The organism is Streptomyces sp., assembly GCF_031181555.1.
Taxonomy (GTDB): Bacteria; Actinomycetota; Actinomycetes; order Streptomycetales; family Streptomycetaceae; genus Streptomyces; species Streptomyces fimbriatus.
Genome location: NZ_JAPSKQ010000033.1, coordinates 22451 through 48918 on the forward strand (window position 1 = coordinate 22451; position 26468 = coordinate 48918).

Consider the following 26468-nt stretch of genomic DNA (forward strand, 5'->3'; position numbering starts at 1 on the left):
AAGGGGCTGGAGCCAGGACGGCTCCGGCCCCTTCGTCGTACGCGTGCCCGGCGCTCAGGCGGCCCCCGCCGCGCTCCGTTCGGCGTCGCGGTCGTCGCGGTGGATCGGCACGCCCGAGCCGGTCAGCGGTACGCCCGTGCCGCCCCTGCGGGCCGCGACGATCTCCGCCGCGATGGACAGGGCGGTCTCCTCCGGCGTACGGGCGCCGAGGTCGAGGCCGATCGGGGACCTGAGCCGGGCCAGCTCCCGCTCCCCCACGCCCGCCTCGCGCAGCCGCCGCTCGCGGTCGGCATGGGTGCGGCGCGAGCCCATCGCCCCCACGAACGCCACCGGCATCCCCAGGGCGGTCTTCAGCAGGGGGACGTCGAACTTCGGGTCGTGGGTGAGCACGCACAGCACCGTGCGCGCGTCGGTCGTGGTGCCGCGCAGATAGCGGTGCGGCCAGTCGGCCACGATCTCGTCGGCCTCCGGGAACCGGGCCCGGGTGGCGAAGACCGGGCGGGCGTCGCAGACGGTGACGTGGTAGCCGAGGAACCTGCCCGCCCGCACCAGGGCCGCCGCGAAGTCGATCGCACCGAAGACGATCATGCGGGGCGGCGGCACCGAGGACGCGACGAACAGGGTCAGGCCGCCGGGGCAGTACGAACCGTCCGCGGACAGGCCGACCGTGCCGGTGCGCCCGCCGTCCAGCAGTGCCCGGGCCTCGGCCGCCGCCGTCCGGTCCAGCTCCGGGCGCCCGCCGAGGCCGCCCTCGTACGAGCCGTCCGGGCGGACGAACAGGGCCCCGCCGAGGAGGTCCGCCGGGCCCCGGACGACCCGGGCGAGAGCCCCCGGCTCGCCCCGGGCGACGGCCGGGAGCGCCTTGTGGAGCACCTGCCGGACGGGGGCGTGGGCACCGACCGGGGTCACCAGGACGTCGATGACCCCGCCGCAGGTCAGGCCGACCGCGAAGGCGTCCTCGTCGCTGTGCCCGAACCGCTCGACGCGCGTCTCGCCGTCCTCGAGCGCCCGGACGCACAGCTCGTACACCGCGCCCTCCACGCAGCCGCCGGAGACCGAGCCGACCGCCGTGCCCTCGCGGTCGACGGCGAGGGCGGCCCCCGGGCCGCGCGGTGCGCTGCCGCTCACGGACACGACCGTGGCCACGGCGAACTCCCGGTCTCCGTCCAGCCATCCGCACAGCTCACCGGCGACGTCAAACACCCGGTCCCCCCGCCCGCAGCACCCGGTCCGGGCGGATGGGCAGGCTGCGGTGGCGCACGCCGGTCGCGTGCCAGACCGCGTTGGCGACGGCCGCCGCGGCGCCCACGACGCCGATCTCACCGATGCCCTTGATGCCGACCGGGTCGTCGGGGTCCGGGTCGTCCACCCAGTCCGCCTCGATCGCCGGTACGTCGGCGTGGGTGGCGATGTGGTAGCCGGCCAGGTCGGCGCCGTAGAGGCCGCCCGAGGCGTGGTCGCGGACCGCCTCCTCGTGCAGGGCCATGGAGATGCCCCAGGTCATGCCGCCGACGAGCTGGCTGCGCGCGGTGAGCGGGTTGACGATCCGGCCCGCCGCGAAGATCCCCAGCATCCGGCGCACCCGCACCTCGCCGGTGGTGACGTCCACGGCGACCTCGGCGAACTGCGCCCCGAAGGAGTGCCGCTCCTGCTGCGCGAGGGCCCCGAGGGCGGCGGTGGTGTCGGAGCGCACGGTGATGCCCTCCGGCGGCACGGCGGCTCCCGGCACGAGCCGGTCCCGCAGCTCCTCGGCGGCGGCGGTGACCGCCCAGGCCCAGGACCGGGTGCCCATCGAGCCGCCGGCGAGCCCCGCCGGGCCGAAGTCGCTGTCGCCGATCCGCACCCGGACCCGGTCGGGCGCCACCCGCAGCGCGTCGGCGGCGACCAGGGTGAGCGCGGTACGGGCCCCGGTGCCGATGTCGGCCGCGGCGATCCGCACGGTGAAGGTGCCGTCCGCCTGAGCGGTCACCGCGGCCGTCGCCGGGAGGGCGCCCGCGGGGAAGGAGGCGGCGGCCGTGCCCGTGCCGAGCAGCCGGCGTCCTTCGCGCCGTACGCCGGGGCGCGGGTCCCGGCCGGCCCAGCCGAAGCGGCGGGCGCCCTCGCGGAAGCAGGCGGCCAGGTTGCGGCCGGCGAACGGCAGCCCGGAGACCGGGCCCCGCCCGGGCTCGTTGCGCAGCCGCAGCTCGACCGGGTCGACGCCGCACCGCTCGGCGAGTTCGTCGAGCGCCGCCTCCAGCGCGAACGACCCCGGCGCCTCGCCCGGCGCCCGCATCCACGTCGGGGACGGCACGTCCAGCCGTACGACCTCGTTCACCGTGCGGTGGGCGTCGGCGTCGTACATCACCCGGGCCGGTCCGGAGCTCGGCTCGACGAACTCCCACACCGTCGACGTCTGGTTCAGCGAGCGGTGCTCCAGGGCGCGCAGCCGCCCGTCGGCGTCGGCGCCGAGCCGGATCCGCTGGGTGGTGGGACTGCGGTAGCCGGTGAGCGAGAACATCTGACGTCGGGTCAGCACGACGCGCACCGGGCGCCGCAGGGCGGTCGCGGCCATCACGGCGGCCACCTGGTGGGCCCGCAGGCCCTTGCTGCCGAAGCCGCCGCCGACGTGCTCGGAGCGCACCCGCACGGCGGACGGTTCGAGGGAGAACATCTTGACGAGCTCGTCGGCGATCCAGGTGGTGCCCTGGTTGGAGTCGACGACCTCGAGCCGGCCGCCGTCCCACAGGGCGGTCGCCGCGTGCGGCTCCATCATGGCGTGGTGTTCCTCGGGCGTGGTGTACTCCGCGTCCACCACGTGGGCGGAGGCGGCGAGTTCGGCCTCCAGGTCGCCCTTCTCCGTGGCGGCGGGCATGTGCCCGTCCGCCGGGTACGCGTCCGGGCGGCCGGCGCGGAACGCGATGTCGTGCGGCTGCCGTTCGTAGGTGACGACGAGCGCCTCGGCGGCCTCGCGGGCCTGTTCGGGCGTCTCGGCGACGACGAGCGCGACGGGCCACCCGGCGTGCGGGATCCGGTCGTGCTGGAAGACGGCGGCGGTCGGGTCCGGCGGGACGCCCAGCATGCCGGTGTAGTCGGTGTCGACGCGCGGGGCGTTCCCGTGGTGCAGGACGGCGAGCACGCCCGGCATGCCGAGCACGTCGGCGGTCTCGACGGCGCGGATCCGGCCGCGGGCGACGGTGGACAGCACCAGCCGGCCGTGGGCGAGGTCCGCGAAGGGTATGTCGCCGGCGTACCGGGCGGCCCCGGTGACCTTGTCGCGGCCCTCCACGCGGGGGTGCGCGGTGCCGACGGCGCCGGCCGGCGCCGTACGGCCGGTCGTGGCGGTGGTCATCGGGCGGCCTCCTCGGCGAGTTCGGACAGCACGGCCACCACGAGGTTGCGCATGAGTGTCACCTTGTATCCGTTGTCGGGCAGCGGCCTGGCCGCCGCCAGTTCGGCGTCCGCGGCCGCGGCGAAGTACTCCTCGTCGGCCGGGGCCCCGGTCAGGACGCGTTCGGCCGCCCGGGCCCGCCACGGCCGGGACGCCACCGCGCCGAAGGCCAGGCGTGCCTCGCACACGATCCCGTTGCTGACGTCGAGGGCGGCGGCGACCGAGCCGATCGCGAAGGCGTACGAGGCGCGTTCGCGGACCTTGCGGTAGCGGGAGCGGGCGGCGACCGGCGCGGGCGGCAGGGTGACGCCGGTGACGAGCGCGCCGGCCGGCAGGGCGGTCTCCCGGTGCGGGGTGTCGCCCACGGGCAGGTAGAGGCCGTCGAGCGGCAACTGCCCCGGCCCGTCGGCCGTTTCGTACGAGACGACCGCGTCGAAGGCGGTCAGTGCCACCCCCATGTCGGACGGGTGGACGGCCACGCAGTGCTCGGAGGCGCCCAGGACGGCGTGGTTGCGGTGCTCGCCGGTGACGGCGGGGCAGCCGCTGCCGGGCACACGCTTGTTGCAGGGCCGGCTCACGTCGGCGAAGTAGCCGCAGCGGGTGCGCTGGAGCAGGTTGCCGCCGACGGTGGCCATGTTGCGCAGTTGCCCGGAGGCGCCGGCGAGCACCGCCTGGGCCAGGGCCGGGTAGCGGCGGCGGACCTCCGGGTGGGCCGCGAGGTCGCTGTTGGTGACGGTGGCGCCGATGCGCAGCCCGCCGTCGTCGGTCGGTTCGATCCGGTCCAGCGGGAGCCGGCGGACGTCGACGAGCCGGGCGGGGCGCTCGACGCCGGTCTTCATCAGGTCGACGAGGTTGGTGCCGCCGCCGAGGTAGCGGGCGTCCGGGTCGGCGCCGAGCAGTGCCACGGCGCCGGGGACGTCGTCCGCGCGCCGGTAGTCGAACTCCCTCATACCGCCGCCTCCTCGGTCCCGGTCCGGGCCTGCGCGGCCGCGCGGGCGACGGCCTCGACGATCGACGGGTAGGCACCGCAGCGGCAGAGGTTGCCGCTCATCCGCTCCCGGATCTCCTCCGGGGTCAGCGGCGGCGGTCCCGCTTCGGGCCGTATGTCGTCGGTGACGGCGCTGGGCCAGCCGGCGGCGTGTTCCTCGATGACGGCGAGGGCCGAACAGATCTGACCGGGCGTGCAGTAACCGCACTGGAAGCCGTCCAGGTCGAGGAAGGCCTGCTGCACCGGGTGCAGTCGCCCTCCCCCGGCCACGCCCTCCACGGTGGTGATCTCGCGTTCCTCGGCCGCGACGGCCAGGTGGAGGCAGGACACGGTGCGGCGGCCGTCGACCAGGACCGTGCAGGCTCCGCACTGTCCCTGGTCGCAGCCTTTCTTGGTGCCGGTCAGGTCGAGTCGCTCGCGCAGGACGTCGAGCAGGGTGGTGCGGTGGTCGACGGTCAGCGTGTGCTTCTCGCCGTTGATGTCCAGGGTGACGGTGCTGGACGTCGAGGGGGCCATGAGCAGCCTTCCTTCGCGGATCCGGGGCGTGTCGGGACGGCGTTCCGGACGGCGGGCGGGTCGGTGACGCGGGGGGCTGTACGGGACGGGCACGGTTCGGGAACCATGCGGTCATGCGGGGCACGGGACGCGGCGGGCCGTGGCGCCGGGCGTGCGGGCCCGCCGATACGATGGGCCGAAGCGGACAACTGTCCGTTACCGGAGAAGTTAGTGGACAGCTGTCCGGTCGACAAGGACGGTTTCGGCCAGGACCCGGGAGGAGTCACGCGTGCGGGAGAAGAAGGACGCGCCCCTGCGTTCGGACGCACAGCGCAACCGCGAGCGCATCCTGGACGTGGCCCTGGCCGAGCTCACGCGCTCGGCGGACACTCCGCTGAGCGTGATCGCCAAGAAGGCCGGCGTCGGGCAGGGCACGTTCTACCGGAACTTCCCCGGCCGTGAGGCACTCGTCCTGGAGGTCTACCGGCACGAGATGCGTCAGGTCGTCGAGAGCGCGGCCCGGTTGCTGGCGACCCGGGAGCCCGACCGGGCCCTGCGCGAGTGGATGGACCGGCTGGCCCGGTTCGCCATGGCCAAGGCCGGGCTGGCCGACGCCATCCGGCAGGCCACCAGCGGACCGGGGAGCCCGGCGAAACCGGGGCACAGCGCGGTGACCGAGGCGGTCGAACTCCTGCTCCGCGCCTGCGAGGAGGCCGGTTCCATCCGCCCCGGCGTGACCGCGGACGACTTCTACCTCGCCATCGCCGGCCTCTGGCAGATCGACCCGGACGGGGACTGGCAGCCGCGCGCCACCCGGCTGCTGGACATCGTCATGGACGGGCTGCGCGCGGGGGCACGCGGGCGGTAGCCCCCGGCCGGCTCTCCCGCCCCTCAGGCGACCGCCGTCGGTGCCAGTTCCCGCAGTTCCCGCAGCGCGGCCTCCACCGCCGGCCGGGCGTGCCCGCCGCCGCGCGTGCAGGTCAGCAGCTTGCGGTGCGGGTTGCCGGCGCAGCGGACGCGGGTGATCGCCAGGTGCGGGGTCAGATGGGCGAGGCGCGGGATCAGGGCGACGCCGAGTCCGTGGGAGACGAGGTGGGCGGTGACGTTCCAGTCGAGGGCGTGGTGGACGACGTCCGGGGCGAATCCGGCCGCGCCGCACGCGGACATCACGTGCGGCCGGCAGGGGCTCTCCGGCACCGGCGCGATCCACGACTCGCGCGCCGCCTCGGCGAGGTCGATCCGCTCGCGCCCGGCCAGCGGATGCCCCTGGGGGACCACCAGGTCGAACGGGTCGTCCAGCAGCGGCCGCTGATCGAACCGCGTGTCGCTCAGCGGCGGGTTGTGCGGGGTGGACTCCACGACGGCCAGATCGGCGGCCCCTTCGAAGAGCAGGTCGAAGCTCTGCTCCACCCCGGTCTCGGCGATCCGTACCGACAGCCGCGGATGGCGCTCGCCCAGCCGGGCGGCCATGGGCGCCAGCAGCACCGAGACCGCCACCGGGAACCCGATCACGCGCAGCGGCCCGGCCGGGGCGCCATGGTCGGCCCGCAGGTCCAGTTCCGCCTGGTCCCAGCGTGCCTGGATGGCGTCGGCGTGCGCGAGCAGGCTCTCGGCGGCCGGGGTGAGCCGCACCCCGCGCCCCTGTGGCTCCAGCAGCTCGACGCCCAGGTCGCGGGCGAGCTGACGGATCTGCTGCGAGGCGGCGGACGGGGTGAAGTGCAGGGCGCGGGCGGCCGCGGTGACCGTGCCGTAGTGGGCGACCGCCCTGAGGACGTGCAACCGGCGCAGGTCAATCATGAAGTCCACGCTTCACGGTGGTGTCCACAAAGTCAACCTGGACGTGTACGGATGGTCCGGCGCACCCTTGCTGTGTCGCGACGATCGACGAGCACCCGACGCACGAGCACGCAAGGAGTCAGCATGACCAGCACGACCGGCACCACGGGCACGACCGAAGCAGTCTGCCCGTACTGCGGGTGGCCGGACGACGCCGAGCCGTTCCAGGTGGTCTCCCGGCACGGCACCGCGGCGGGCAGCACCGTGTGGACCCGCTGCGGCTGCGGCTCGCTCCAGGTCCGTGCCGTCGACGACCGCGGCGTCCGCATCGTGTCCCGCAGCAGGCCCGCCGGCCTTCCGTGGAGCCGGGCGGGCCGGTGACCGGCCGGGCGGCCGTTGACAGGCGGCCCGCCCCGGCCGTACTAATCGAGGCCGGTGGTCCCGGGACCCGGCAGGAGGCGTGGACGTGCAGAGACATCCGTTGTCCGGGGTCACGGTGGTCAGCCTGGAGCAGGCGGTGGCCGCGCCCTACGCCACCCGGCAGCTGGCCGATCTCGGCGCTCGCGTGATCAAGGTGGAGCGGCCGGGCGAGGGCGACTTCGCCCGCCGCTACGACACGACCGTCCACGGCCACTCCAGCTATTTCGTGTGGATCAACCGCTCCAAGGAGTCCCTCACGCTGGACCTGAAGGACCCGCGGGGCCGCGCGATCCTGCACCGGCTCCTGAAGGACGCCGACGTGTTCGTGCAGAACCTCGCGCCCGGCGCCGCCGACCGCCTCGGCCTGGGCACCGGGGAGCTCACCCGCCGCTACCCGCGGCTGATCCCGTGCACGATCTCCGGCTACGGCACGACCGGCCCCTGGGCGGACCGCAAGGCGTACGACCTGCTGGTGCAGTGCCAGACGGGACTGGTGTCGCTGACCGGGACGGCGGACGGGACCGCGCGCACCGGCATCTCCGTCGCCGACATCGCCGCCGGGATGTACGCGTACAGCGGCGTGCTCACCGCCCTGTACACCCGCGCGACCACCGGCACGGCCCCTCCGGTGGAGGTGTCGCTGTTCGAGGCGCTGGCCGAGTGGATGGGCCAGCCCGCCTACTACACCCGCTACGGCGGCAGCCAGCCCCCGCGCCTGGGCACCCAGCACGCCACCATCGCCCCGTACGGGACCTACCGGGCCGCCGACGGCCGCGAGGTGCTGTTCTCCGTCCAGAACGAGCGCGAATGGGCGGCCCTGTGCGCCGGGTTCCTCGGCCGGCCCGAGCTGACCGATGATCCGCGCTTCGCCACCGGTTCCGACCGCGTGGCCCACCGGGAGGAGCTGAACGCGATCATCGCCGAACGCTTCGCCCGCTCCGACGCCGAGGAGCTGCTCAAGGATCTGGAGGCGATCGGCATCGCCTGCGCCGGGGTCAACGACGTCGCCGCGTTCCTCGACCATCCGGTGCTCGCCGCCCGCGGCCGCTGGCGCGAGGTCACGGTGCCGGGCGCGACCGTTCAGGCGCTGCTGCCGCCCGCCGACCTCGCCGGTCTGCCGGCGCGCATGGACCCGGTACCGGCCGTGGGCGAGCACACGGAGGCCATCCTGACGGAGCTGGGCCACTCCCCCGAGGACATCGAGGCGCTGCGCGCGGACCTTGTGGTCTGAGCCGCGCCTACCCCTGCCGCTGGTGCAGCGCCGCCAGTACGTCCTCGTCCGTCAGCTGCTCGAAGTCGTCGTACCACTGCCCCACGGCCATGAACGCGGCCGGTTCGTGCAGACAGACCACCTCGTCGGCCTCGGCGCGCATCAGACCGGCGCCCTCCGGTGAGCAGACCGGGGCGGCCAGCACGAGCCGGGCGGGGTCCTGCCGCCGCAGGGAGCGCAGGGCGGCGCGGGCCGTGGAGCCGGTCGCCAGTCCGTCGTCGACGACGATCACGGTCCGTCCCCGGACGTCGGGTGCGGGCCGGCCCCGGCGGTAGAGCTGTTCGCGGCGGCGCAGTTCGCCGCGCTCGCGCTCGACGACGGGGGCGAGATCGGACTCGTCGAGGCCCAGCCGGCGCAGGGCCTCCGCGTCGAACAGCGGCACCCCGTCGCCGGCCATCGCCCCGACGCCGAACTCCTCGTGGTGGGGGGCGCCGACCTTCCGTACGACGAGGACGTCGAGCGGGACGTCCAGCTCCCGGGCGACCTCCTGTGCCACGGCGACACCGCCACGGGGCAGGGCCAGGACGACGGGGTCGGGCAGGGCTCCCTCGTCCTGCCTCGCCCGCAGCCGCTCGGCCAGTTCGCGGCCGGCTTGCCGGCGATCACGGAACCGCATGGCGGATTCCCTCCCTCCGCACCGGGACAGCGCCGGGGACGGCACCTGGTCCGGCACCCGCGTACCCCGCTCCCGCGCGGTCGAAGCGTGCCGCGTCCGCCCTCCCCCGGTGCGTGCTCCGCAGCGCCTCGCGGCACACGCACCCGTGGCTCGCCGGGGCGGTCCGGCATGGGTGCGCGGTCGTCGGGCACGCGAGATTCATGGTCGGTGACACGGGCGACTACGGACAGGGACGGCGGCCGGGCGACAGCGGGCACCGGGCGGTGCCGCAGGAGGACGACATCCGGATCGAGGCGTGGGCGGGAAGCCGGGAGAACTGCCTGGCGGAGGCCGTGACGGCGGTGGTGGAGTGCTTCGCCGACGTCTCCGGGGTGCGGCCGACCGGCGTGGGCCGCATCCGGCTGGACGAGGCCAGTGACGACGATCTGCTGGCCGCCCTGCTGGACGAGATCCTGTACCGGCTCCAGGTGCACGGGCAGGTCCCGGTGGATGTGGAGGCGGACGAGGCCGAGGGCGGGCTGGATGTGCGGCTGGCGGTCACCGGCCTGGCGGACGTGCGGATCACCGGGGCCCTGCCGACGGCCGTGGCCTGGGAGGAGCTGCGGATCGGGCCGGGACCGTACGGGTGGTCCTGCGCGGTCACGGTGGACGGCTGAGCGATGCCACCGGTGCCCCGGTGCGCGCCGCATGTCCGGGGGGCGCCGGGGTACCCCGGGGCACATGAGCGGCATCGACATCGGCAGTGACGCCTTCAACGACCACGCCTTCATCGCGCGCCGGCACGCGTACGAGGGAGCCAATGTCTCCCCTTCGCTGACCTGGAGCGGGGTACCGGACGACGCGGCGGAGCTGGTGCTGCTGTGCGAGGACCCCGACGCGCCGTCGGGCACCTTCGTGCACTGGATCGTGGTGGGGATCGACCCCCGCAGCGACGGAGTCCCGGCGGGGCAGAGTCCCCCGCGGGGGACCGAACTCGTCAACGGCTACGGCGAACGCGGCTGGGGCGGGCCGCACCCTCCCCCGGGAGACGACGCGCACCACTACTTCTTCCGGCTCTACGCCCTCGCCGAACCGTGCCTCCTGCCCGACGCGCCCCGGGCGGAGCAGGTGCACGAGGCGGTCGAGAAGGCGCAGCTCGCCAGCGGCACGCTGGTGGGGCTCTACCAGCGCTGAACCGGCGCCGAACGCACGCCCCCGGCCCTCGCTTCCGCGGGGCGGCGTCGACGGGTGGACGTCGGCGGGGCTCAGTGGGTCGGGGCCGACCTGCTGATGTCCGCCAGAGCGGAGTGCGGGTCCTCGGCGGCGGCGAGGTCGCCGAGGCTGACCACGCCGACGGGGCATCCGCCGCGTTCGACGACCGGGAGCCGGCGCACGGCGTACTGCCGCATCAGCTCGACGGCGTGATCGGTGGTGTCCTCAGGGGCGAGTGTCACCAGGGGCGGGCGCGTGCACAGGGAGCCGACCGTCGTGGCCTGCGGGTCGTGCCCCTCGGCCACGGCCCGCAGCACGATGTCGCGGTCGGTCAGCACACCGAAGAGGTCACAGTCGTAGGCCACCAGCACGTCGCCGATGTCCCGCTCGCGCATCAGGCGCGCCGCCTCCGCCACCGTGGTCATGGGCTCCACGGACGTGGTGTCCGGTGACATCACGTCCCGTATCCGTCGGGTCATGGGCACCTCCCGGTAACCGGCCGGCCGGGTCTTCCTCCGTGTCCGCCGCGTAGCCCGCAGCGCGGTGCGTAAACCGCCCGCCGGGCGGCTGCCCCGCCGGGCCGCGGACCGCGATCGTGCTCGCCGGTCTCCTGCTGCTCCCCCGCCACGACTCCGGTACGGAGGGGCGGCACGCACCGGCGGGGGGGGCGACCGGCCGGGGCGGGACCGGGCCACGCCCGCCCCGCCCCGGCCGCCTCCCGGACCGGGGCTCGGCCTACACCGCCCCGGGGACTTCCTCCGTCACACCGTTCAGCGGTGAGGCCGGGTCGCTGCCGTACGGCCGTGTGATGGCCTCGAGGCCGTGTCCGGCCGGGTCCCGGAAGTACACGCCGCGTCCGCCGTCATTGCGGTTGATCCGGCGCGGGTGCCGTCCCTGCGGATCGGCCTGGAGGGGGATCCCGGCGTCCACGAGCCGGGCGAGGATCGCGTCGAACTCGTCCTCGGAGACGAGGAACGCGTAGTGCTGCACGGGGATGTCGGCGTCGATGGTCGCGAAGTCCAGGGTGACGCCGTTGGCGGTCGTCACCGGCAGGAACATTCCGGCCGGTTCCCCGACCTCCAGTCCCAGGATCTCCGCGAGGAAACGGGCGGACCTCTCACGGTCACGGGTGAGAACGATGGTGTGATTGAACTCGACTGACATGCTGTCAATGCCTCCACGGGCATCCGCGGCGCCTCCATGCCTCACCCGGCCGGTGACCGGCACGCGATGCCGCACGCCGGAGCCTAGGCGAGGTCTCCCGCGCCCGTCGACCGGTTTTCCCGGCGGCGCCGCCGGTACGCGCCGGCCCCGCTCCCCGGTGGCCCCCGACGTCCGTCGGGGACCCGGTCACCCCCTGTCTCCCCACGGTTCTGGGCGTCGGCCGTGTGCCGCACCGCACCAACCGGTCACAGGGGGAATCATGTCCACTCGCACCACGGCCGGGGCCGCGCTCGTCGGCACCGGCGCCCTCGCCCTGCTCGGCCCGCTCACCGCGGCGCCGGTGGGTCGCAGAAACTGTAGGGGCGGGTTCCGCTTGCCCCGGGGCCATGGCGCGGTGTGGCTGATCCCCGTTCTCCGGGGCACCCGGACGGCACACCGTCTCAGGGGAGGGACATCGTGCTCGCCGTCGCGCTGCTGCTGCTGCCCGGGCTGGGTCTGCTGCTGGCCCTCATGACGCGCATCGAGGACCGGCTGCTGAAGGAGGACGACCCTCTCCGTCCGCCCCGTCTGCGCCTTCTGCCGGGAGGCGGGGGCGCCCCGTCCGCCGCGTCCGCGCCGGCGAACGGGCGTCGCGCTCGTCGGGGGCGGCACGCCGCCTGATCCGGCACGGTGGACGGCACCCGAGCCGGATCGCGGGCGCGGGCGGGCGGAGGCGGAGCCGCCGGACCGGTCCGGCCGGGCGTCCGTCGTCAGCGCGGGCCGGTGTGCCCGCCTCCGGCCCCGGCCGCCTCGTCGACGCGTCCGGCCACCCAGTCCAGGAAGTCCCGCACCCGTGCCGCGGGCAGCGGGAGAGCGGACTCCCGGGGGCGCTCGAAGCTGCGCAGCGCGTCCTCGACGAGCGGCCGGAACGCCTCCTCGGACGCGGCGATCGCCTCGGCCGCCCCGCGCTTGGCGCACCAGTGTCCCGTGCGGCAGTACACCACGGTACGGCAGCCGTTGAGCACGCGGTTGTCGGCGACGTGCCCCTCTCCGGCGGCGTGTTCCCGCACGGAGGCCCGGAGTGCGGCGAGCACGGCGGGCCGCTCCGGTGCGGCGATCACCTCCCGCACCGGCCTGCCGAACAGCGGAAGACCGCTCTGGTGGGCGAGGGAGCGGTCCAGGACGTACCAGAACGCCGGTGACCCCTCCGGGTCGTAGCTGACCCGCTCGGGCAGCGACGGGCCGGTGTTGAGGTCCATCAGGTAGCCCGCCTCCCCCGACGGGCGAGCGGCGAAGCCGGCCGGATACACGACCAGTTCCAGTCCGGCCGCGGGGCAGGGCAGGGCGGGGTGGGCCAGTGCCCCGGCCAGGTCGGGCAGCGCCCGCCGGGGAAGGGAGGGGGCCACCACCACCGTCACGTCGACGTCGCTGCGTCCGGGCCGGTAGTCGCCGAGCGCGAGGGACCCGACCGCGAGGACGCTCACCAGGTGGGGGCCGCAGACGGCACGGGTGCGGCGGACCAGCTCGTCCAGGTAGGCGCGGACGTCGCGGGGCGGGGCGGGGGCGGGGCTCATGGCGCCAGTGTCGCCTGCCGTGCACGGTCGGCGCCGTCAGTTCCACAGCTCCCGGCTGTCGCACACGTGCGCGCCCATGTTGCGTTCCATCATCCGCAGGGCGGCGTCCGCGAGGTCGGCGTGGATGTGGGCGACGGCGTCCCGCGGCACGGTCACGTCGAAGTGGCGGATGTGCGCGTCGAGCGAGGAGTAGAGGACGCACTGCTCCGTCACCTGGCCGCACAGCACGAGCCGCTCGACGTCCTGCTGGCCGAGCAGATAGGCGAGCGGGGTCTCGAAGAAGACCGAGTGGCGGGCCTTGACGACGAAGAGGGAGGAGTCGTCCGGCCGCAGTGGCTCGACTAGGTGGGCGTGCGGACCCGACAGGGCCTTGTCGAGCAGTTCGCCGTGGTGGGAGCGCCACTCACCGAAGTTGTCGTTGACGTAGATCACCGGTACGCCCCGTCGCCGCGCCCGCTCCAGCAGGTCGGCGACGACGGGCACGACCGACTCCGCGGACGGGAGCAGCAGCTCGGCGTCCGGGTGGTCGTAGGTGTTGATCATGTCGATGACGATCAGCGCTGTCTTGCCCATGGCACCGGGGTTCCCCGTACGACGGATTCGAACGACGGGGTGCGGTCGGGCCCTCCGTTCGGGCGGGTGCCGGCGCGGGCCCGGGCCGCCTCGACGGCCTCCCGCTGATCGGCGGTCAGGGAGGCCGGCGCGGCCGGCCAGCCGCTCGGGCCGGTCCGGGTCGGCCGGCACCGCCGTCGCGGCCTCCTCCGGGGGTGAAGGCCAGGGCGGCCGCGGCCGCCAGGGAGCCGCTCAGCAACCCGTACCGGGCCGATGCGGTCCGACAGCCGGCCGCCGACCGGCCGCATCGCCACGGCCGGCAGCACGAACCCCGCCATCCGGTCGGCCGCGTCGCCTGGGCCAGGCCGTACCCGGTCTTCAGATACGCCGGCAGGTAGACCGAGAAGGCGACGTAGCCGCCGAGGGCCACCGCGTACAGGGCGGAGGCCTGCCGGGTGACGCCCAGCCTGAACGCCGCGCCCAGGCGGCGCGCCGGCGGTTCGGCCGGCACGGTGCGTCCCGGCGCGTCCCGCAGCAGCCACCACGCGACGACCGCGTAGAGGGCCAGGACGGCCGAAGTGATCAGGAACGGGTTCGCCGTCCGGTACGCGTCCACCAGCTTGGCGGTGGTCAGCGCGCTGATCGCGGTGCCGCCCGCCCCGGCGCCGAAGACGCCGATGGCCAGGCCCCGCCGCTCGGGCGGGAGCCAGGCGCTGACGTACGGCACGTCGAGGGCGTCCCGTACGGTACGCCCGTGACCGCCTACAGCACCGAGGACGCCCCGGGCCGCCACGGCCCCTCCGCCACCGTCGAGGCCGCACCCCGCGAGGTGGGCCGGGTGCGCACCGAGTACTCGCCCGCCCACGACGGCGACCCCGATCCCGGGGAGATCGTCTGGACGTGGGTGCCCTACGAGGAGAACGACGGCCGGGGCAAGGACCGCCCGGTGCTCGTCGTCGCCCGTGAGGCGGCCGGGACCCTCCTCGCCGTGCAGTTGTCCAGCAAGCCGCGTGTCGGGAACCGGGACTGGGTGCCGATCGGCAGCGGGCCGTGGGACCGGTCGGGCCGGGCGTCGTGGGTCGCCGTCGACCGGGTGCTGCGGCTGCACGAGGAGGGCATGCGCCGGGAGGCGTGCGCCCTGGACCGGATGCGGTTCAACCTCGTGCGTCAGCGGCTGCGGGAGCGGTACGGCTGGAGTTGACCCCCACCGCCTCCGACGCGAGGTCCGCGAAGGCCCGTTCGAACGCGGTGCGGACCGCGCTCTCGCGCGTGCGGTCCAGGATCCCGAAGACCACGTGCTCGAAGGCGCCCGCGAAGCGCGCGCCGGGCTCCAGCAGCGACCGGAACGCCGCCGCCACCTGAGCCGGGTCGTTGCGGAAGACCCCGCAGCCCCACGCGCCGAGCACCAGCCGCCGGTAGCCGTGGGCCACGGCGGTCTCCAGGACGCGCTCGGCGCGTACGGCCAGGGCGCGGGGCAGCTCCCCCGCGCGCTCCGGCATCGTCCGCAGGACGACTCCCGCGTTGGGCGCGGGCGAGGTGAGGAAGCCGGCCGTGAACGGCTCGTCCAGGAGACGGCCGCGGTCGTCGCGGAAGACGGGCACGGCGGGTGAGTGGACGACCCGGTCCGTGTAGAACGGGTCGCGGTGGGCGCGGTGGTGGTCGTAGTGGTCCGGGGCCCGCAGCAGGCAGGTGTACAGCGCGGAGGCACGGCACAGGGCCTCCTCCTGGGCCTGGGCGCCGTTGAGGTAGCCCCCGCCGGGGTTCCGGGCGGAGGCGAAGTTCAGCACGGCGGGCCCGCCGCCGGGGGCGGGCGGCTCGTGGGCGAGCCGTCGCGCGGCCTCCAGGCTGCTCTCGCCGGTGACCTCGACCCGGGTGTCCACCGGCCGGAACACCGGGAACGGGACCGGGTCCGGCCCGTACGTCCGCGTACCGTCCCGCGCGGCCTCGATCGCCGCCCGGAGGGGCACCGCGCGCCCGTCCGGCGTGCGGTAGCCCCCCGCCGCCACGATCCGCTCGGTCTCGCGTGCGATGCCCCGCAGGCGCGCGCTCACGCCGCGACCCCCGTACGCGCCGTGACCGCACGTCGCGCGGTCTCCCCCGTCGTGCTCATGCAGGCATCGTGAGCGATGCTGGTGAGGCGGTGCAACGGAGTTTCTCCGTCGAGGGCCCGGGAAGCGGGCGGGAAAACCCCAGGAAACAGGCGGAACGGAAGGATCGTCCGTCCGGAACGCGCCGCCGGGTGCTCTTGTGCCGAGCGTCGCGAGGGCTTTGGGTGGACGCGTTGAGGCCGACCCGGACCACCGCGCTCCGGGCCGGCGACATGGTGGAATCTCAGGAGGATCCCGACATGTCCCATCCGGCAGGTGGCTCTCTCGAGCCGCGTACCGCCGTCACGGAAGCCGATGCGGAAGCCCTGGTGCGGGGCATCTGCTTCAAGACCGGACCGCCGCGCCGCCTCGGAGTGGAGGTGGAATGGCTCGTCCACGAGCCGCGTGACCCGCGGCTCCCCGTGTCACCCGAACGACTCGGAGCGGCCTACGCCGCCCTGCGGACCGTGCCCCTGAGGTCGGCGCTCACCGTCGAGCCCGGCGGCCAGCTGGAACTGAGCTCGCCGCCCGCCGCCTCACTGATGGAGTGCGTCGGTACCGTCTCCGCCGACCTCGACGCCGCCCGCGCGGTGCTGCGCGAGGACGGCCTGGTTCTCGTCGGTCTCGGCCACGACCCCTGGCAGGCGCCGCGCCGGTTCCTGCGCGAGGCGCGCTACGACGCCATGGAGGCCTGTCTCGACCGCACCGGCCCCGCCGGCCGCGCGATGATGTGCGCCTCCGCCTCCGTGCAGGTGTGCCTGGACGCCGGGTACGAGGAACCCGGTCCCCTCGGCCACGTACGGCGCTGGTGGTTGGCGCACCAGCTGGGCGCGGTCCTGGTGGCCGTGTTCGCCAACTCCCCGATCGCCGGTCACCGGCCGACCGGATGGCTGTCCACGCGGCAGCTGCGCTGGGCGCAGATCGGCACCGGCCGGGCGGGCGGCCCCGCGCTGGACGCCGACCCGCGCGGCGCCTGGGCCCGGCACGTCCTGGACGCGCCGGTGATGTGCGTACGGCGGGACGGCGGGCCGTGGGACGTTCCGGAGGGGCTGACCTTCCGGGAGTGGACCAGGTCCGGCTTACCCAGGCCGCCGACCCGGGAGGACCTCGACTACCACGTCACGACGCTGTTCCCGCCGGTCAGGCCGCGCGGTCACCTGGAACTGCGCATGATCGACGCGCAGCCCGGCGACGACGGCTGGATCGTGCCGCTGGCGGTGACGGCGGCGCTGTTCGACGACCCTGAGGCCGCCGAGACCGCCTACCGGGCGGTGAAACCACTGGCCGAGCGGACCCACGGCATGCCCGCGCCGCACAATCCGCTGTGGCGGGACGCGGCCCGTGCCGGGCTGGCCGACCCGGAGCTGCGCGAGGTGGCCGCCACGTGTTTCGCGGCGGCGCTGCGGGCCCTGCCCCGGATCGGCGCCACCACCGGGGTCACGGACGCGGTCGCGGCGTATCACGACCGCTACGTCGCCCGGGGCCGCTGCCCGGCGGACGACCTGCTCGACGACCTGCGCGACGGCCTGTTCGACGGCCTGCGCGGCACCCCGGACGACGGCCGTCCGCACGAGGCGGCCCGCGGCACCGACGGCACCCCCGTGTCCGGCGCGCACCCACCCGCCCGCCCTCCGCACGGCACGCACCCGCACCGGAAGGACATCCGCCCATGACCGACCCCGCCCTCGACGCCGAAGCCCTGCGTGAGCGCGCGGTCGCCTCGCTGGTCACCGCGCGGGACCGCACCACGCTGCTGACCGGCTGCCTCGACGAGCCCGACCTGACCGCGCAGCACTCGCCGCTGATGTCCCCGCTGGTGTGGGACCTCGCGCACATCGGCAACCAGGAGGAGCAGTGGCTGCTGCGGGCCGTCGCCGGCCAGGAGGCGATACGGCCCGAGATCGACAGCCTCTACGACGCCTTCGAGCACCCGCGCGCCGAACGCCCGAAGCTGCCGCTGCTGCCACCGGACGAGGCCCGCCGGTACGCCGCCGACGTGCGCGGCCGGGCGCTGGACGTACTGGAGAACGCCGCGTTCCACGGGACGCGGCTGACGGAGGCGGGCTTCGCCTTCGGGATGATCGCGCAGCACGAGCAGCAGCACGACGAGACCATGCTGATCACGCATCAGCTCCGCAGGGGCCCGCAGGCCCTGAACGCCCCGGACCCGGATCCGGTGCCGCTGTTCACCGGCCCGTCCGAAGTCCTCGTCCCGGGCGGCCCGTTCACCATGGGCACCTCGACCGAGCCGTGGGCGCTGGACAACGAACGCCCCGCGCACCGGCGCGAGGTGCCGCCCTTCTCCATCGACACCACCCCGGTGACGAACGCCGCCTACCAGGCGTTCATCGAGGACGGCGGCTACGACGACCCGCGCTGGTGGACCGCGGACGGGTGGGCCCACATCCGCCGCAACTCCCTCACGGCACCGCTGTTCTGGCGCCGTGACGGCCGGCAGTGGCTCCGTCGCCGGTTCGGTGTCACCGAGGTCGTGCCGCCCGACGAGCCGGTGCTGCACGTGTGCTGGTACGAGGCCGACGCCTACGCCCGCTGGGCCGGGCGGCGGCTGCCCACCGAGGCCGAGTGGGAGAAGGCGGCCCGCTACGACCCGGCCGGCGACCGCTCGACGCGCTACCCGTGGGGCGACGCCGACCCCGGTCCCGAGCACGCCAACCTCGGCCAGCGGCATCTGCGTCCCGCGCCCGCCGGGAGCTACCCGGCCGGTGAGTCACCGCTCGGAGTACGGCAGTTGATCGGTGACGTGTGGGAGTGGACGGCGAGCGACTTCCTGCCGTACCCGGGATTCCGGGCGTTCCCGTACAAGGAGTACTCGGAGGTGTTCTTCGGGCCGGAGTACAAGGTGCTGCGCGGTGGTTCGTTCGCCGTGGACCCGGTCGCCTGCCGGGGTACGTTCCGCAACTGGGACCTGCCGATCCGGCGGCAGATCTTCTCCGGGTTCCGCACGGCGCGCTCGGAGGACGTCTGATGTGCCGACACGTGGCGTACGTGGGGCCCGAGGAGCCGCTCGGCAGGCTGCTCGTGGAGCCGCCGCACGGCCTGTACCGCCAGTCCTGGGCCCCCCGGAGACAGCGGTACGGGACGGTCAACGCCGACGGCTTCGGCGTGGGCTGGTACGCGCAGGGCGATCCGGTGCCGGCCCGCTACCGCAGGGCCGGGCCGATCTGGGCGGATCTGTCGTTCGCGGATCTCGCCCGGGTGGTCCGCACCCGGGCGCTGCTCGCCGCCGTACGGGACGCGACGCTGTCGGGCGCGGACGCGGAGGCCGCGGCGGCGCCGTTCGCCGCGGGAACCTGGCTGTTCAGCCACAACGGGGCGGTCCCGGGCTGGCCGGGCTCGCTCGCGCCCCTCGCCTCGGGCCTGGCCGCCGAGGACGTGCTGTCGCTGGAGGCCCGCAACGACTCGGCGTTCGTGTGGGCCCTCGTGCTCGCCCGCCTGCGTGCCGGTGTCCCGGAGGGGCGGGCGCTGGCCGGCACGGTCCTGGAGGTCGCCGCGGCGGCCCCCGGCTCCCGGCTCAACCTGCTGCTCACCAACGGCGACACCGTCACCGCGACGGCCTGGGGCGACACGCTGTGGTACCTCACCCGGCCCGGTGGCGGCACCGTCGTGGCCTCCGAGCCGTACGACGACGATCCGCACTGGCGCGAGGTCCCCGACCGAACCCTGCTGGCGGCGAGCCGCACGGACGTGCTGCTGACCCCGGTCGGGGAGCCCCTGCCGGAGGAACCGGCGCCCGGCCCGCCCCCGTTCGACGCCCCCTTGACCGAGGAGCCCGGCGACGCCCCGGAGCCCGCCGACGCACCCGCCCCCGCGAAGGAGCCCCTCACGTGAGTCCGTTCGCCGTCACCCGCACGCTGCCCGAGGACGCCACCGGCGCCGCACTGCGCGCCGACGTCCTCGAGGGTCTGAGCGGCAGCCCCAGGACGCTGCCGCCCAAGTGGTTCTACGACGCGCACGGCAGCGAGCTGTTCGAGAGGATCACCACGCTGCCCGAGTACTATCCGACGCGCGCCGAACGCGAGATCCTCCTCGCCCGCTCGGGTGAGATCGCCGCGGCCTCCGGCGCCCGCACCCTGGTCGAACTGGGCTCCGGTTCCTCGGAGAAGACGCGGTACCTGATCGACGCCCTCACCGGTCTGCGCACCTACGTCCCCGTCGACGTCAGCGAGAGCGCCCTCACCCGGGCCGGACAGGCGCTCGTCGCCGAGCGGCCGGGGCTGGACGTGCACGCGCTGATCGCCGACTTCACCGCCCCCCTGACGCTGCCGGGGACACCGGGGCCGCGGCTGGTGGCGTTCCTCGGCGGCACGATCGGCAATCTGCTGCCCGCCGAGCGTGCCGCGTTCCTCGCCTCGGTCCGTGGCCTGCTCGCGCCGGGCGACGCCCTGCTGCTGGGCACGGACCTGGTGAAGGACGAGCGGGTGCTGGTCCGGGCGTACGACGACGCGGCCGGGGTGACGGCCGCCTTCAACAAGAACGTCCTGACCGTGATCAACCGGGAGCTGGGCGCCGACTTCGATCCGGCCGCCTTCGACCATGTGGCGCTGTGGGACGCCGGGCAGGAGTGGATCGAGATGCGGCTGCGCTCCCGTCTCGCGCAGACGGTGAAGGTCCCCGCCCTCGATCTCGCCGTCGACTTCGCGGCGGGCGAGGAACTGCGCACCGAGGTGTCGGCGAAGTTCCGGAAGGAGGGGGTGCGCGCCGAACTGGAGGCCGCGGGGCTGGAGCCGGCCCGGTGGTGGACCGACGACGCGGGGCGGTTCGCGCTGTCGCTGAGCGTCGTGCGCTGACGGCCGCCCCGCCGGAGACTCACCCCGGATTGAAGTCCAGGGTCTCGGTGATGCGCCGCGAGGCGCGTGCGGCCTCCGTCGCCGGGTCGGCCCCGGTGAGCACCTTGGTCATGTACTCCTTGATCGGGTTGTCGGCCTCGACCTCGCCCCACTCGGGTGTGATGGGGGTCGCCCGGCCCTGTGCGGCTCCGGCCGCCATGGCCGCGACCCCCTCCTCCCCCGCCACCGAGCCGGCGAGCTTCGCCTTGTTGGGGACGTAGTTCATGGTGCGGGCCAGGTCGGTGTTCCACCGGGCCCCGGTGAGCGCGGCGACGACCTCGACGGCCCCCTCCCGGTTGTCGGTGTTCACCGGGACGACGAGGTCGGAGCCGCCCGTGAAGACGGCACCGGGCTCGTCGGCGGTCCGGCCGGGGACGGGGAAGTAGCCCAGTTCGTCCTCGAGTTCCGGGTTCTGTTTGACGATGGCCCGCGCGAGCCCCGGCACGGCCACGATCTGCGCGACCCGGCCCTCGGCGAACACGCCCGCCTGCGGCGGGTGTTCCTCGTCGGCGTCGACCGGTCCGTCGCCGAGGGCCTGCAGCCGGCGGTAGAAGTCCATCCCGCGCAGCGCCGCGGGACTGTCCAGGGTGCCCCGCCAGACGCCGTTCCGCTCCTTGGCGAGGTCTCCGCCCTCCTCCCAGATGAATCCGGCGAGCGTGTACCAGTCCTGTCCGGCCAGGTAGATGCCCTGGTTCCCGCCGGTGTCGAGCTTCTCGGTGACGGCGAGCCACTCGTCGCGGGTCTTCGGCGGGGCGGTGATGCCGGCCTGCCGGAAGAGGTCCTTGCGGTAGATGACGACGCGGTTGGCGGCGTACCAGGGGATGCCGTACTGCTGGGTTCCCCACCGTCCCGGTTCGGCGAGGCCGGGCAGCCAGTCGTCGCGGCCCCAGTCGCGCATCGACTCCAGGGTGAGGTCGAGCAGCCCGTCGCCCTCCGCGTACTGGGCGACCTGGGTGTTGCCGACCTCGATGACGTCGGGGCCGTCTTCCCGCGGGGTCTCCAGCGCCGTCTGCACCTTCTCGCCGATGCCGGTCCACTCCTGGATGCGGATGTCGAGGTCGAGGTCGGGATGGGTGCGCTCGAAGTCCTCGGTGAAGCGGTCCAGGAACTCCTGCGAGGCGCTGTGCCGCATCAGCCACACGGTGACCGTGTGCCGTTCGGTTCCGCCGCCGGGCATCAGGCCGCAGCCGGTGAGGAGGGATGCGGATACGCAGACGAGGGCAAGCAGACGGCGTCTCACGAGGGGTCCTGTTTCTGTCTGACGGACAGGGGGCGGGGCCCGACGTGGGGGGCGAGCGGGAGCTCGTACGGGTGCCCTGCATCTTGGTATGGACCAATGCGGAGGTCAAGGGGGTCAGGCGAACGGTGCCGACGCCTCGCGCTTCACCGCCCGGTGGGGCACGGTGGAATGACGTGCGACACAGGCGCCGCCCCGTGCGGGTGGGAGCCGCCAGGAGAGGAGCACCCGCATGTCGAACCACACCTACCGGGTCACGGAGATCGTCGGCACCTCGCCCGACGGCGTCGACCGGGCCGTGCGCAACGGCATCGAACGCGCCTCGCGGACCCTGCGCAATCTGGACTGGTTCGAGGTGACCCAGGTGCGGGGCCAGATCGAGGACGGCCGGATCGCGCACTGGCAGGTGGGGCTGAAGGTCGGCTTCCGCCTGGAGGACGCGGACTGAGACCGAGCCGCCCACCGGCCGGCAGCGGGACACGCGCGGACCGGGACGCACGCGCCGGACGTCAGGTCCGCCCTTCCCGCTCCTGCGCCGTCTTCAGCTCCCCGGACGGGGCCGTCCAGCGGGCCTGGACGACGGTGAAGCCCGCGCGCCGGGCGTCCTCGCAGACCAGTCCGTCGTCGTCCACGAGGACACGGATGTCCCGGGTGCGGGCGAGGCGCCGCAGGATCTCCAGTTTGGTGCGGCGCGCGGGCCGGCGGTCGGCGTTGCCGCGCATGTACACGCTTCCCTCGGGCAGCCCCTGGGCGGCGAGCCAGTCGAGCGTGTCGCGCCGGCAGCGCTCGGGCCGCCCGGTGAGGTAGACGATCTCGCACTCCCGCGCGCTCTCCCGCACCATGGCGATGCCCTCGGCGAGCGGCGGGTCCTGCGGCGCGGCGGCGAAGAAGGCGTCCCAGTCGCGCGGCCTGCGCTCCAGGAACCGCTGCCGGTGCGCCGTGTCGGCGAGGGTGTTGTCGAGGTCGAACACGGCCACGGGGCGCTTGTCGCTGTCGGTCACACGGCTCAGCCTAGACACCGGCCCCGCGACGGACCCGCCGGCCGGTGCGCCGGGTGTCCGGATCCCGGCACCGCGCCGTGCGGAATCCTGCGGCCCGCCGGGTGTTGTACCGGACATGAGCTCCCTGATCGCCTCGGCCCGCTTCTCCGTCCTCGACCGTTCCCGCATCCGCGAGGGGCACACCGCTCCCGAGGCGCTGCGCGACACCGTACGACTGGCGCGGGAGGTGGAACGGCTCGGTTACCACCGGTTCTGGGTCTCGGAGCACCACGGGGTGCCGGGGGTCGCCGGTTCGGCGCCGACCGTGCTGGCCGCCGCCGTCGCCGGGGCGACCCGGACCATCCGCGTCGGCACCGGCGGGGTCATGCTGCCCAACCACCGGCCGCTGGTGGTGGCCGAGCAGTTCGGGGTGCTCGAGTCGCTCTTCCCGGGACGCATCGACATGGGTCTGGGCCGCTCGGTCGGCTTCACCGACGGGGTGCGCAGGGCGCTGGGGCGCGACAAGGGCGACGCGGAGGACTTCGCGGCCCAACTCGACGAGCTGCTCGGCTGGTTCCGCGGCACCTCCCCGACCGGGGTGCGCGCCCGTCCGGCCGAGGGACTGGCCGTGCCGCCGTTCGTGCTGGCCATGGGCGAGGGCGCCGCGATCGCCGCCCGCGCGGGTCTGCCCCTGGTCATCGGCGACCTCCGCGACCGCGACCGGATGCGGCGCGGCATCGACCACTACCGCACCCGCTTCCGCCCCTCGGTCTGGGCGAGCGAGCCGTACGTCGTCGTCTCGGGCACGGTCGCCGTGGCCGCCACGCCCCGGGAGGCCCGGCGTCTGCTGGTGCCGGAGGCGTGGTCGATGGCGTACTCCCGTACGCACGGCACCTTCCCCCCGCTGCCGCCCGCCGAGCGCGTCGAGTCGCTCGCGATGACCGCCAGGGAGCGTGACCTCTACGCGTCGGGGCTCACCGGCCAGGTGGCCGGCACCGAGGAACAGGTGGCGGACACACTGGAGTCGGTGCTGAAGGAGACGGGCGCGCAGGAGGTGCTCGTCACCACCAGCACGCACGACCGCGAAGCCCTGCTGGACTCCTACCGGCGGCTCGCCGCGCTCGCGGGGCTCGACGGCAGGACGACGCGCCGGTGACGGCTCGCACCGGCGCGCCGGGGGACGAGGGGTGGCTGGTGCAGGTCTACTCACGCCCCCGCTTCGGGACGTCACGGCCGGACCGCCCGGTGTCGTCCTCGGCCTCGATGTGCTCCTTGCGCACCTGACCGCGCACGGTCTCGTTCGTGGTCTGCTCCTCCGCGGTGAGCCGCACCCGCTCCACCGGTACCGTCTCGGTCTCCACGACGGGCCGCTCCTCGTGCAGCGTGACCTCGTGCTCGGCCTCGGTGATGTCCGGGCCGGACATGGCCTGGTCGCGGTTGGCGTCCGTGATCGGTTCCCGCTCCACGCGCACTTCCTCGTGGCGCACCGGCACGGTCTGCTGGACCTCCTCCGTGACCACGTACTTGCGCAGCCTGGCCCGCCCGGTCTCGCGGCGCTCGACGCCGACGTGCATCCGGTCCTCGGAGCGGGTCATGGCGTCGTCACCGCGTGCACCCGTGCGCGCCTCACCGCGCCGACCGGCCGTGCCCGCGGCTCCTGCCGTGCCCGCCGCTCCGGCCGTGCCCATGCCGGTGGCCCGGTCACGGCCGCCCGACTGCTCCGGCTCCGCCAGCACGCTGTCCCAGTCGATGCCGTAGTAGTCGTACAGACGGTGTTCCTCGTCCGCCGACAGGTGCCCGCCCGCGTCGATGTCGACGTTGGGCGCGCCCTTGACCTTGTCCTTGGGATAAGGGACTTCGAGGTGGTCCTGCACCAGGGAGGCGTCGCGGACGGGGACGAACGACTCGCTGGAGCCGAACATGCCCGTCTTGACGGTCACCCACTCGGGGCGTCCGCTCACGTCGTCGAGGAAGACGTGCTTCGCGTCACCGATCTTGTTGCCGTCCCCGTCGTACACGGGGTGATCCAGCAGGATCCCGATCTCTTCGCGGGTGATCATCTTGCATCACTCTCCCTTCGGGGTCGCTCCTCTCCGGTTCTCCGCACCAGTCGACCAAAAACAGCACATGAGGCACAAAAGGTAATAATTTTCCCACAGTGCTCACCCATGGCCACCGTCCCCGTACGCCGGGTCGGCCTCCGGCTGGGCGGCGGCGGCCAGGGCGCGGCGGCCGGCGAAGCCCTCCGGCGGGATCGGGGCCCGTACCTCGACCTCGGCGATCACCCCGCGGGTCGAGGCCACGCGCCACAGCGAGGCGAGCAGGGTGTCGTCGCCGACGAAGGCCACGGCGGTCACCGGGGCCCCTCGCGCGGTCCGGTAGCGGATGCGGACCGGCTGGACCGGAACCGCCGCGTCCAGTGCGGCCTGGAAGACCGCGCGGCGGAAGCGCCCCTGGGCCCGGCCGCACCAGGTGCTGCCCTCCGGGAAGGCCGCGACCGCCGCACCGTCGCGCAGGGCCCCGGCGATCCGGGCGACCGTTCCCGGCAGGGCGCGCAGCCGGTCCCGGTCGATGAACAGGACGCCGCCGCGCGCGGCCAGCGGCCCCGCCACGGGCCAGCGCCGTATCTCGGACTTGGCCAGCATGCGGGCGGGACGGACCGCGGCGAGCAGGGGCACGTCCAGCCAGGAGATGTGGTTGGCGACGAGCAGCAGTCCGCCCGTGGGCGCGGCGGCCCCGACGATGCGGACCCGGACCCCGGCGGCCCGCACGATCCAGCGGCACCACCGGCGCACCGGGTCGGCCGGGATCCACCGCCCGAGCGGCAGCAGCGCGATCCCGGCGAGGAGCAGGAGGCCGACCGCGGTCAGCCGTGCCACCGCCCGCACCGTCCGCGGCACGACCGCCGCGGCTGCCGCAGGCTCCACGCAGCCCCGTGGGGTGCAGGGCGCGCCGGGCAGCCAGAGGCTCACCGGGCCGGGACGAGGGAGAGGAAGTGCCGCAGATAGCGCGGGTTGACCCGGTGCATCGGCAGCAGCACGTAGAGGTCGGCGACGCCGAAGTCCACGTCGTGCGCGGGCTCCCCGCAGACCCAGGCGCCGAGGCGGAGATAGCCGCGCAGGAGGGCGGGCAGTTCGGTGGGGGCGGCGGGACCGGCGGTCCTCGGCAGCCAGGGCAGCAGCGGGCGTACGCGGTACTCCTCGGGCGCCAGGTGCTTCTCCCGCACCCGGTCCCAGGTGGCGGAGGCGAGCGCGCCCCCGTCGGCGAGGGGGACGGAGCAGCAGCCGGCCAGCCAGGCGTGGCCGTGGTCGGTCATGTAGCGGGCGATGCCGGCCCAGATGAGCCCGATGACCGCGCCGTCGCGGTGGTCGGGGTGCACGCAGGAACGGCCCACCTCGACCAGGCCCGGCCGTATCGCGTCGAGCGCCGAGAGGTCGAACTCGCCCTCTCCGTAGAGCCGTCCGGCGATCCCGGCGCGCTCCGGCGGCAGCAGCCGGTACGTCCCGACGACCTGGCCGCTCACCTCCTCGCGCACCAGCAGGTGGTCGCAGTAGGCGTCGAAGGGGTCGATGTCCAGTCCCGGCTGCGGGGTGGACAGCAGCGCGCCCAGTTCCCCCGCGAAGACGTCGTGCCGCAGCCGCTGGGCGGCGCGCACGTCCTCCTCGTCGCGGGCGAGGGTGACGGTGTAGCGGGTGGGCGCGGCGGGCCGCGGGGGGCGGTGGAGCGTGGTGACGCCGGTCATGGCTGACTCCTGGGCACGGGCCGGGTTCGGCGGAGCGGGGGCGGACCGGGGGACGTGCGGCCCGCCGCTCCTGTTCTTCCGATACCGGTTGGCGCCTGCGTGACCTGTGCCGGGAGCGCGGATGTGGGGATGTTGAACGACGTGCGCCCGCGCGGCCGAGGGCCCCACGGGCCGGCCGTGCTC

The 26468-nt window shown here is 74.7% G+C and carries 29 protein-coding genes and 1 pseudogene; 13 read left to right on the forward strand and 17 right to left on the reverse strand.

Going from position 1 to position 26468, the window contains the following annotated elements; genetic code table 11:
- Positions 1 to 54: 54 nt before the first annotated feature.
- From RIM90_RS09995 to RIM90_RS10010, 4 genes are read right to left on the reverse strand one after another with little or no spacing between them, the layout of a single operon-like run.
- Complete coding sequence (locus tag RIM90_RS09995) at positions 55 to 1203, reverse strand: XdhC family protein (RefSeq protein WP_309060250.1); 1149 nt, start codon at positions 1201 to 1203, stop codon at positions 55 to 57.
- Positions 1196 to 3328, reverse strand: a complete 2133-nt coding sequence (locus tag RIM90_RS10000; protein ID WP_309060251.1) for a xanthine dehydrogenase family protein molybdopterin-binding subunit — start codon at positions 3326 to 3328, stop codon at positions 1196 to 1198. Before RIM90_RS10000 ends, RIM90_RS09995 begins: the two co-directional genes overlap by 8 nt.
- The gene (locus RIM90_RS10005) at positions 3325 to 4317 is read right to left on the reverse strand and encodes a xanthine dehydrogenase family protein subunit M (RefSeq protein ID WP_309060252.1); all 993 of its coding nucleotides are present in this window, start codon (positions 4315 to 4317) and stop codon (positions 3325 to 3327) included. Before RIM90_RS10005 ends, RIM90_RS10000 begins: the two co-directional genes overlap by 4 nt.
- A complete protein-coding gene (locus RIM90_RS10010) occupies positions 4314 to 4871 on the reverse strand; it encodes a 2Fe-2S iron-sulfur cluster-binding protein (RefSeq protein ID WP_309060253.1) in 558 nt (185 codons plus the stop codon). Before RIM90_RS10010 ends, RIM90_RS10005 begins: the two co-directional genes overlap by 4 nt.
- 268 nt (positions 4872 to 5139) lie before the next feature.
- On the opposite strand from RIM90_RS10010, the gene RIM90_RS10015 reads away from it, so the two are divergent.
- On the forward strand, positions 5140 to 5718 hold the full coding sequence (locus RIM90_RS10015) for a TetR/AcrR family transcriptional regulator (RefSeq protein ID WP_309060254.1): 579 nt from the start codon (positions 5140 to 5142) through the stop codon (positions 5716 to 5718).
- Between the two features lie 23 nt (positions 5719 to 5741).
- Here RIM90_RS10015 and RIM90_RS10020 read toward each other — a convergent pair whose 3' ends face one another.
- On the reverse strand, positions 5742 to 6647 hold the full coding sequence (locus RIM90_RS10020; RefSeq protein ID WP_309060255.1) for a LysR family transcriptional regulator: 906 nt from the start codon (positions 6645 to 6647) through the stop codon (positions 5742 to 5744).
- Positions 6648 to 6770: 123 nt separating this feature from the next.
- Here RIM90_RS10020 and RIM90_RS10025 point away from each other — a divergent pair, with 123 nt between their 5' ends.
- Both RIM90_RS10025 and RIM90_RS10030 read left to right on the forward strand, forming a co-directional pair.
- Positions 6771 to 7007, forward strand: a complete 237-nt coding sequence (locus RIM90_RS10025; RefSeq protein WP_309060256.1) for a hypothetical protein — start codon at positions 6771 to 6773, stop codon at positions 7005 to 7007.
- Between the two features lie 79 nt (positions 7008 to 7086).
- Complete coding sequence (locus tag RIM90_RS10030; protein WP_309060257.1) at positions 7087 to 8277, forward strand: CaiB/BaiF CoA-transferase family protein; 1191 nt, start codon at positions 7087 to 7089, stop codon at positions 8275 to 8277.
- A 7-nt stretch (positions 8278 to 8284) separates the two neighbouring features.
- Here RIM90_RS10030 and RIM90_RS10035 read toward each other — a convergent pair whose 3' ends face one another.
- On the reverse strand, positions 8285 to 8932 hold the full coding sequence (locus RIM90_RS10035) for a phosphoribosyltransferase family protein (RefSeq protein WP_309060258.1): 648 nt from the start codon (positions 8930 to 8932) through the stop codon (positions 8285 to 8287).
- 200 nt (positions 8933 to 9132) lie between these two features.
- Here RIM90_RS10035 and RIM90_RS10040 point away from each other — a divergent pair, with 200 nt between their 5' ends.
- Positions 9133 to 9588: an archease gene (locus tag RIM90_RS10040; RefSeq protein WP_309060259.1), complete on the forward strand. Its 456-nt coding sequence runs from the start codon at positions 9133 to 9135 to the stop codon at positions 9586 to 9588.
- Between the two features lie 64 nt (positions 9589 to 9652).
- Positions 9653 to 10105, forward strand: coding sequence for a YbhB/YbcL family Raf kinase inhibitor-like protein (locus RIM90_RS10045; protein ID WP_309060260.1), 453 nt, complete (start codon positions 9653 to 9655; stop codon positions 10103 to 10105).
- Positions 10106 to 10176: 71 nt separating this feature from the next.
- Here RIM90_RS10045 and RIM90_RS10050 read toward each other — a convergent pair whose 3' ends face one another.
- On the reverse strand, positions 10177 to 10602 hold the full coding sequence (locus RIM90_RS10050; protein ID WP_309060261.1) for a CBS domain-containing protein: 426 nt from the start codon (positions 10600 to 10602) through the stop codon (positions 10177 to 10179).
- 256 nt (positions 10603 to 10858) lie between these two features.
- On the reverse strand, positions 10859 to 11287 hold the full coding sequence (locus RIM90_RS10055) for a VOC family protein (RefSeq protein WP_309060262.1): 429 nt from the start codon (positions 11285 to 11287) through the stop codon (positions 10859 to 10861).
- Between the two features lie 456 nt (positions 11288 to 11743).
- On the opposite strand from RIM90_RS10055, the gene RIM90_RS10060 reads away from it, so the two are divergent.
- Positions 11744 to 11947, forward strand: a complete 204-nt coding sequence (locus RIM90_RS10060; RefSeq protein WP_309060263.1) for a hypothetical protein — start codon at positions 11744 to 11746, stop codon at positions 11945 to 11947.
- Positions 11948 to 12036: 89 nt separating this feature from the next.
- Here the strand turns inward: RIM90_RS10060 and RIM90_RS10065 are convergent, their stop codons facing one another.
- The 3 genes and pseudogenes from RIM90_RS10065 to RIM90_RS10075 form a co-directional block, all read right to left on the reverse strand.
- Positions 12037 to 12840 carry a nucleotidyltransferase domain-containing protein gene (locus RIM90_RS10065; RefSeq protein WP_309060264.1) on the reverse strand — a complete coding sequence of 268 codons (804 nt, stop codon included), beginning with the start codon at positions 12838 to 12840 and terminating at the stop codon, positions 12037 to 12039.
- 36 nt (positions 12841 to 12876) lie between these two features.
- Entirely contained in the window at positions 12877 to 13413 is a 537-nt protein-coding gene (locus RIM90_RS10070) for an isochorismatase family cysteine hydrolase (protein ID WP_309060265.1), read from the reverse strand.
- 190 nt (positions 13414 to 13603) lie between these two features.
- A pseudogene (locus tag RIM90_RS10075) lies at positions 13604 to 14128 on the reverse strand (MFS transporter); the annotation flags it as partial.
- Between the two features lie 18 nt (positions 14129 to 14146).
- Between RIM90_RS10075 and RIM90_RS10080 the strand changes: the two are divergent.
- Positions 14147 to 14593, forward strand: a complete 447-nt coding sequence (locus RIM90_RS10080; RefSeq protein ID WP_309060266.1) for a type II toxin-antitoxin system PemK/MazF family toxin — start codon at positions 14147 to 14149, stop codon at positions 14591 to 14593.
- Here the strand turns inward: RIM90_RS10080 and RIM90_RS10085 are convergent.
- Positions 14547 to 15443, reverse strand: coding sequence for a TIGR02452 family protein (locus RIM90_RS10085; protein WP_309060267.1), 897 nt, complete (start codon positions 15441 to 15443; stop codon positions 14547 to 14549). The genes RIM90_RS10080 and RIM90_RS10085 overlap by 47 nt on opposite strands.
- 296 nt (positions 15444 to 15739) lie before the next feature.
- Between RIM90_RS10085 and egtA the strand changes: the two genes are divergently transcribed.
- The 4 genes from egtA to egtD are packed head-to-tail and all read left to right on the forward strand — an operon-like array spanning position 15740 to position 20287.
- A complete protein-coding gene (gene egtA / locus RIM90_RS10090) occupies positions 15740 to 17152 on the forward strand; it encodes an ergothioneine biosynthesis glutamate--cysteine ligase EgtA (protein WP_309060268.1) in 1413 nt (470 codons plus the stop codon).
- Complete coding sequence (gene egtB / locus RIM90_RS10095) at positions 17149 to 18465, forward strand: ergothioneine biosynthesis protein EgtB (protein WP_309060269.1); 1317 nt, start codon at positions 17149 to 17151, stop codon at positions 18463 to 18465. Before egtA ends, egtB begins: the two co-directional genes overlap by 4 nt.
- Complete coding sequence (gene egtC / locus RIM90_RS10100; RefSeq protein ID WP_309060270.1) at positions 18465 to 19328, forward strand: ergothioneine biosynthesis protein EgtC; 864 nt, start codon at positions 18465 to 18467, stop codon at positions 19326 to 19328. Before egtB ends, egtC begins: the two co-directional genes overlap by 1 nt.
- Positions 19325 to 20287, forward strand: a complete 963-nt coding sequence (egtD, locus tag RIM90_RS10105) for an L-histidine N(alpha)-methyltransferase (protein WP_309060271.1) — start codon at positions 19325 to 19327, stop codon at positions 20285 to 20287. The genes egtC and egtD overlap by 4 nt, the downstream gene beginning before the upstream one ends.
- A gap of 19 nt (positions 20288 to 20306) precedes the next feature.
- Here egtD and RIM90_RS10110 read toward each other — a convergent pair whose 3' ends face one another.
- Positions 20307 to 21566 carry an extracellular solute-binding protein gene (locus tag RIM90_RS10110; RefSeq protein ID WP_309060272.1) on the reverse strand — a complete coding sequence of 420 codons (1260 nt, stop codon included), beginning with the start codon at positions 21564 to 21566 and terminating at the stop codon, positions 20307 to 20309.
- Between the two features lie 229 nt (positions 21567 to 21795).
- Here RIM90_RS10110 and RIM90_RS10115 point away from each other — a divergent pair, with 229 nt between their 5' ends.
- Positions 21796 to 22011: a dodecin gene (locus tag RIM90_RS10115; protein ID WP_309060273.1), complete on the forward strand. Its 216-nt coding sequence runs from the start codon at positions 21796 to 21798 to the stop codon at positions 22009 to 22011.
- A 61-nt stretch (positions 22012 to 22072) separates the two neighbouring features.
- On the opposite strand, the gene RIM90_RS10120 is transcribed toward RIM90_RS10115, so the two are convergent.
- Positions 22073 to 22564 (reverse strand): HAD family acid phosphatase, encoded by a 492-nt coding sequence (locus RIM90_RS10120; protein ID WP_309060274.1) that lies wholly within the window; start codon positions 22562 to 22564, stop codon positions 22073 to 22075.
- A 115-nt stretch (positions 22565 to 22679) separates the two neighbouring features.
- On the opposite strand from RIM90_RS10120, the gene RIM90_RS10125 reads away from it, so the two are divergent.
- The gene (locus RIM90_RS10125; protein WP_309060275.1) at positions 22680 to 23699 is read left to right on the forward strand and encodes an LLM class flavin-dependent oxidoreductase; all 1020 of its coding nucleotides are present in this window, start codon (positions 22680 to 22682) and stop codon (positions 23697 to 23699) included.
- A 46-nt stretch (positions 23700 to 23745) separates the two neighbouring features.
- Here the strand turns inward: RIM90_RS10125 and RIM90_RS10130 are convergent, their stop codons facing one another.
- From RIM90_RS10130 to RIM90_RS10140, 3 genes are all read right to left on the reverse strand, one after another.
- Positions 23746 to 24603 (reverse strand): PRC and DUF2382 domain-containing protein, encoded by an 858-nt coding sequence (locus RIM90_RS10130; protein ID WP_309060276.1) that lies wholly within the window; start codon positions 24601 to 24603, stop codon positions 23746 to 23748.
- Positions 24604 to 24705: 102 nt separating this feature from the next.
- A complete protein-coding gene (locus RIM90_RS10135; protein ID WP_309060277.1) occupies positions 24706 to 25515 on the reverse strand; it encodes a lysophospholipid acyltransferase family protein in 810 nt (269 codons plus the stop codon).
- The gene (locus tag RIM90_RS10140; protein WP_309060278.1) at positions 25512 to 26285 is read right to left on the reverse strand and encodes a GNAT family N-acyltransferase; all 774 of its coding nucleotides are present in this window, start codon (positions 26283 to 26285) and stop codon (positions 25512 to 25514) included. The genes RIM90_RS10135 and RIM90_RS10140 overlap by 4 nt, the downstream gene beginning before the upstream one ends.
- Positions 26286 to 26468 lie beyond the last annotated feature (183 nt).

What these genes read in the sequence shown, in the direction of transcription:
- RIM90_RS10000 (WP_309060251.1), bottom strand. Translation starts at nt 3,328, where the DNA reads ATGACCACCGCCACGACCGGCCGTACGGCGCCGGCCGGCGCCGTCGGC.
- RIM90_RS10005 (WP_309060252.1), bottom strand. Translation starts at nt 4,317, where the DNA reads ATGAGGGAGTTCGACTACCGGCGCGCGGACGACGTCCCCGGCGCCGTG.
- RIM90_RS10010 (WP_309060253.1), bottom strand. Translation starts at nt 4,871, where the DNA reads ATGGCCCCCTCGACGTCCAGCACCGTCACCCTGGACATCAACGGCGAG.
- RIM90_RS10020 (WP_309060255.1), bottom strand. Translation starts at nt 6,647, where the DNA reads ATGATTGACCTGCGCCGGTTGCACGTCCTCAGGGCGGTCGCCCACTAC.
- RIM90_RS10025 (WP_309060256.1), top strand. Translation starts at nt 6,771, where the DNA reads ATGACCAGCACGACCGGCACCACGGGCACGACCGAAGCAGTCTGCCCG.
- RIM90_RS10035 (WP_309060258.1), bottom strand. Translation starts at nt 8,932, where the DNA reads ATGCGGTTCCGTGATCGCCGGCAAGCCGGCCGCGAACTGGCCGAGCGG.
- RIM90_RS10040 (WP_309060259.1), top strand. Translation starts at nt 9,133, where the DNA reads ATGGTCGGTGACACGGGCGACTACGGACAGGGACGGCGGCCGGGCGAC.
- RIM90_RS10045 (WP_309060260.1), top strand. Translation starts at nt 9,653, where the DNA reads ATGAGCGGCATCGACATCGGCAGTGACGCCTTCAACGACCACGCCTTC.
- RIM90_RS10050 (WP_309060261.1), bottom strand. Translation starts at nt 10,602, where the DNA reads ATGACCCGACGGATACGGGACGTGATGTCACCGGACACCACGTCCGTG.
- RIM90_RS10055 (WP_309060262.1), bottom strand. Translation starts at nt 11,287, where the DNA reads ATGTCAGTCGAGTTCAATCACACCATCGTTCTCACCCGTGACCGTGAG.
- RIM90_RS10065 (WP_309060264.1), bottom strand. Translation starts at nt 12,840, where the DNA reads ATGAGCCCCGCCCCCGCCCCGCCCCGCGACGTCCGCGCCTACCTGGAC.
- RIM90_RS10070 (WP_309060265.1), bottom strand. Translation starts at nt 13,413, where the DNA reads ATGGGCAAGACAGCGCTGATCGTCATCGACATGATCAACACCTACGAC.
- egtA (WP_309060268.1), top strand. Translation starts at nt 15,740, where the DNA reads ATGTCCCATCCGGCAGGTGGCTCTCTCGAGCCGCGTACCGCCGTCACG.
- egtB (WP_309060269.1), top strand. Translation starts at nt 17,149, where the DNA reads ATGACCGACCCCGCCCTCGACGCCGAAGCCCTGCGTGAGCGCGCGGTC.
- egtC (WP_309060270.1), top strand. Translation starts at nt 18,465, where the DNA reads ATGTGCCGACACGTGGCGTACGTGGGGCCCGAGGAGCCGCTCGGCAGG.
- RIM90_RS10115 (WP_309060273.1), top strand. Translation starts at nt 21,796, where the DNA reads ATGTCGAACCACACCTACCGGGTCACGGAGATCGTCGGCACCTCGCCC.
- RIM90_RS10125 (WP_309060275.1), top strand. Translation starts at nt 22,680, where the DNA reads ATGAGCTCCCTGATCGCCTCGGCCCGCTTCTCCGTCCTCGACCGTTCC.
- RIM90_RS10130 (WP_309060276.1), bottom strand. Translation starts at nt 24,603, where the DNA reads ATGATCACCCGCGAAGAGATCGGGATCCTGCTGGATCACCCCGTGTAC.
- RIM90_RS10140 (WP_309060278.1), bottom strand. Translation starts at nt 26,285, where the DNA reads ATGACCGGCGTCACCACGCTCCACCGCCCCCCGCGGCCCGCCGCGCCC.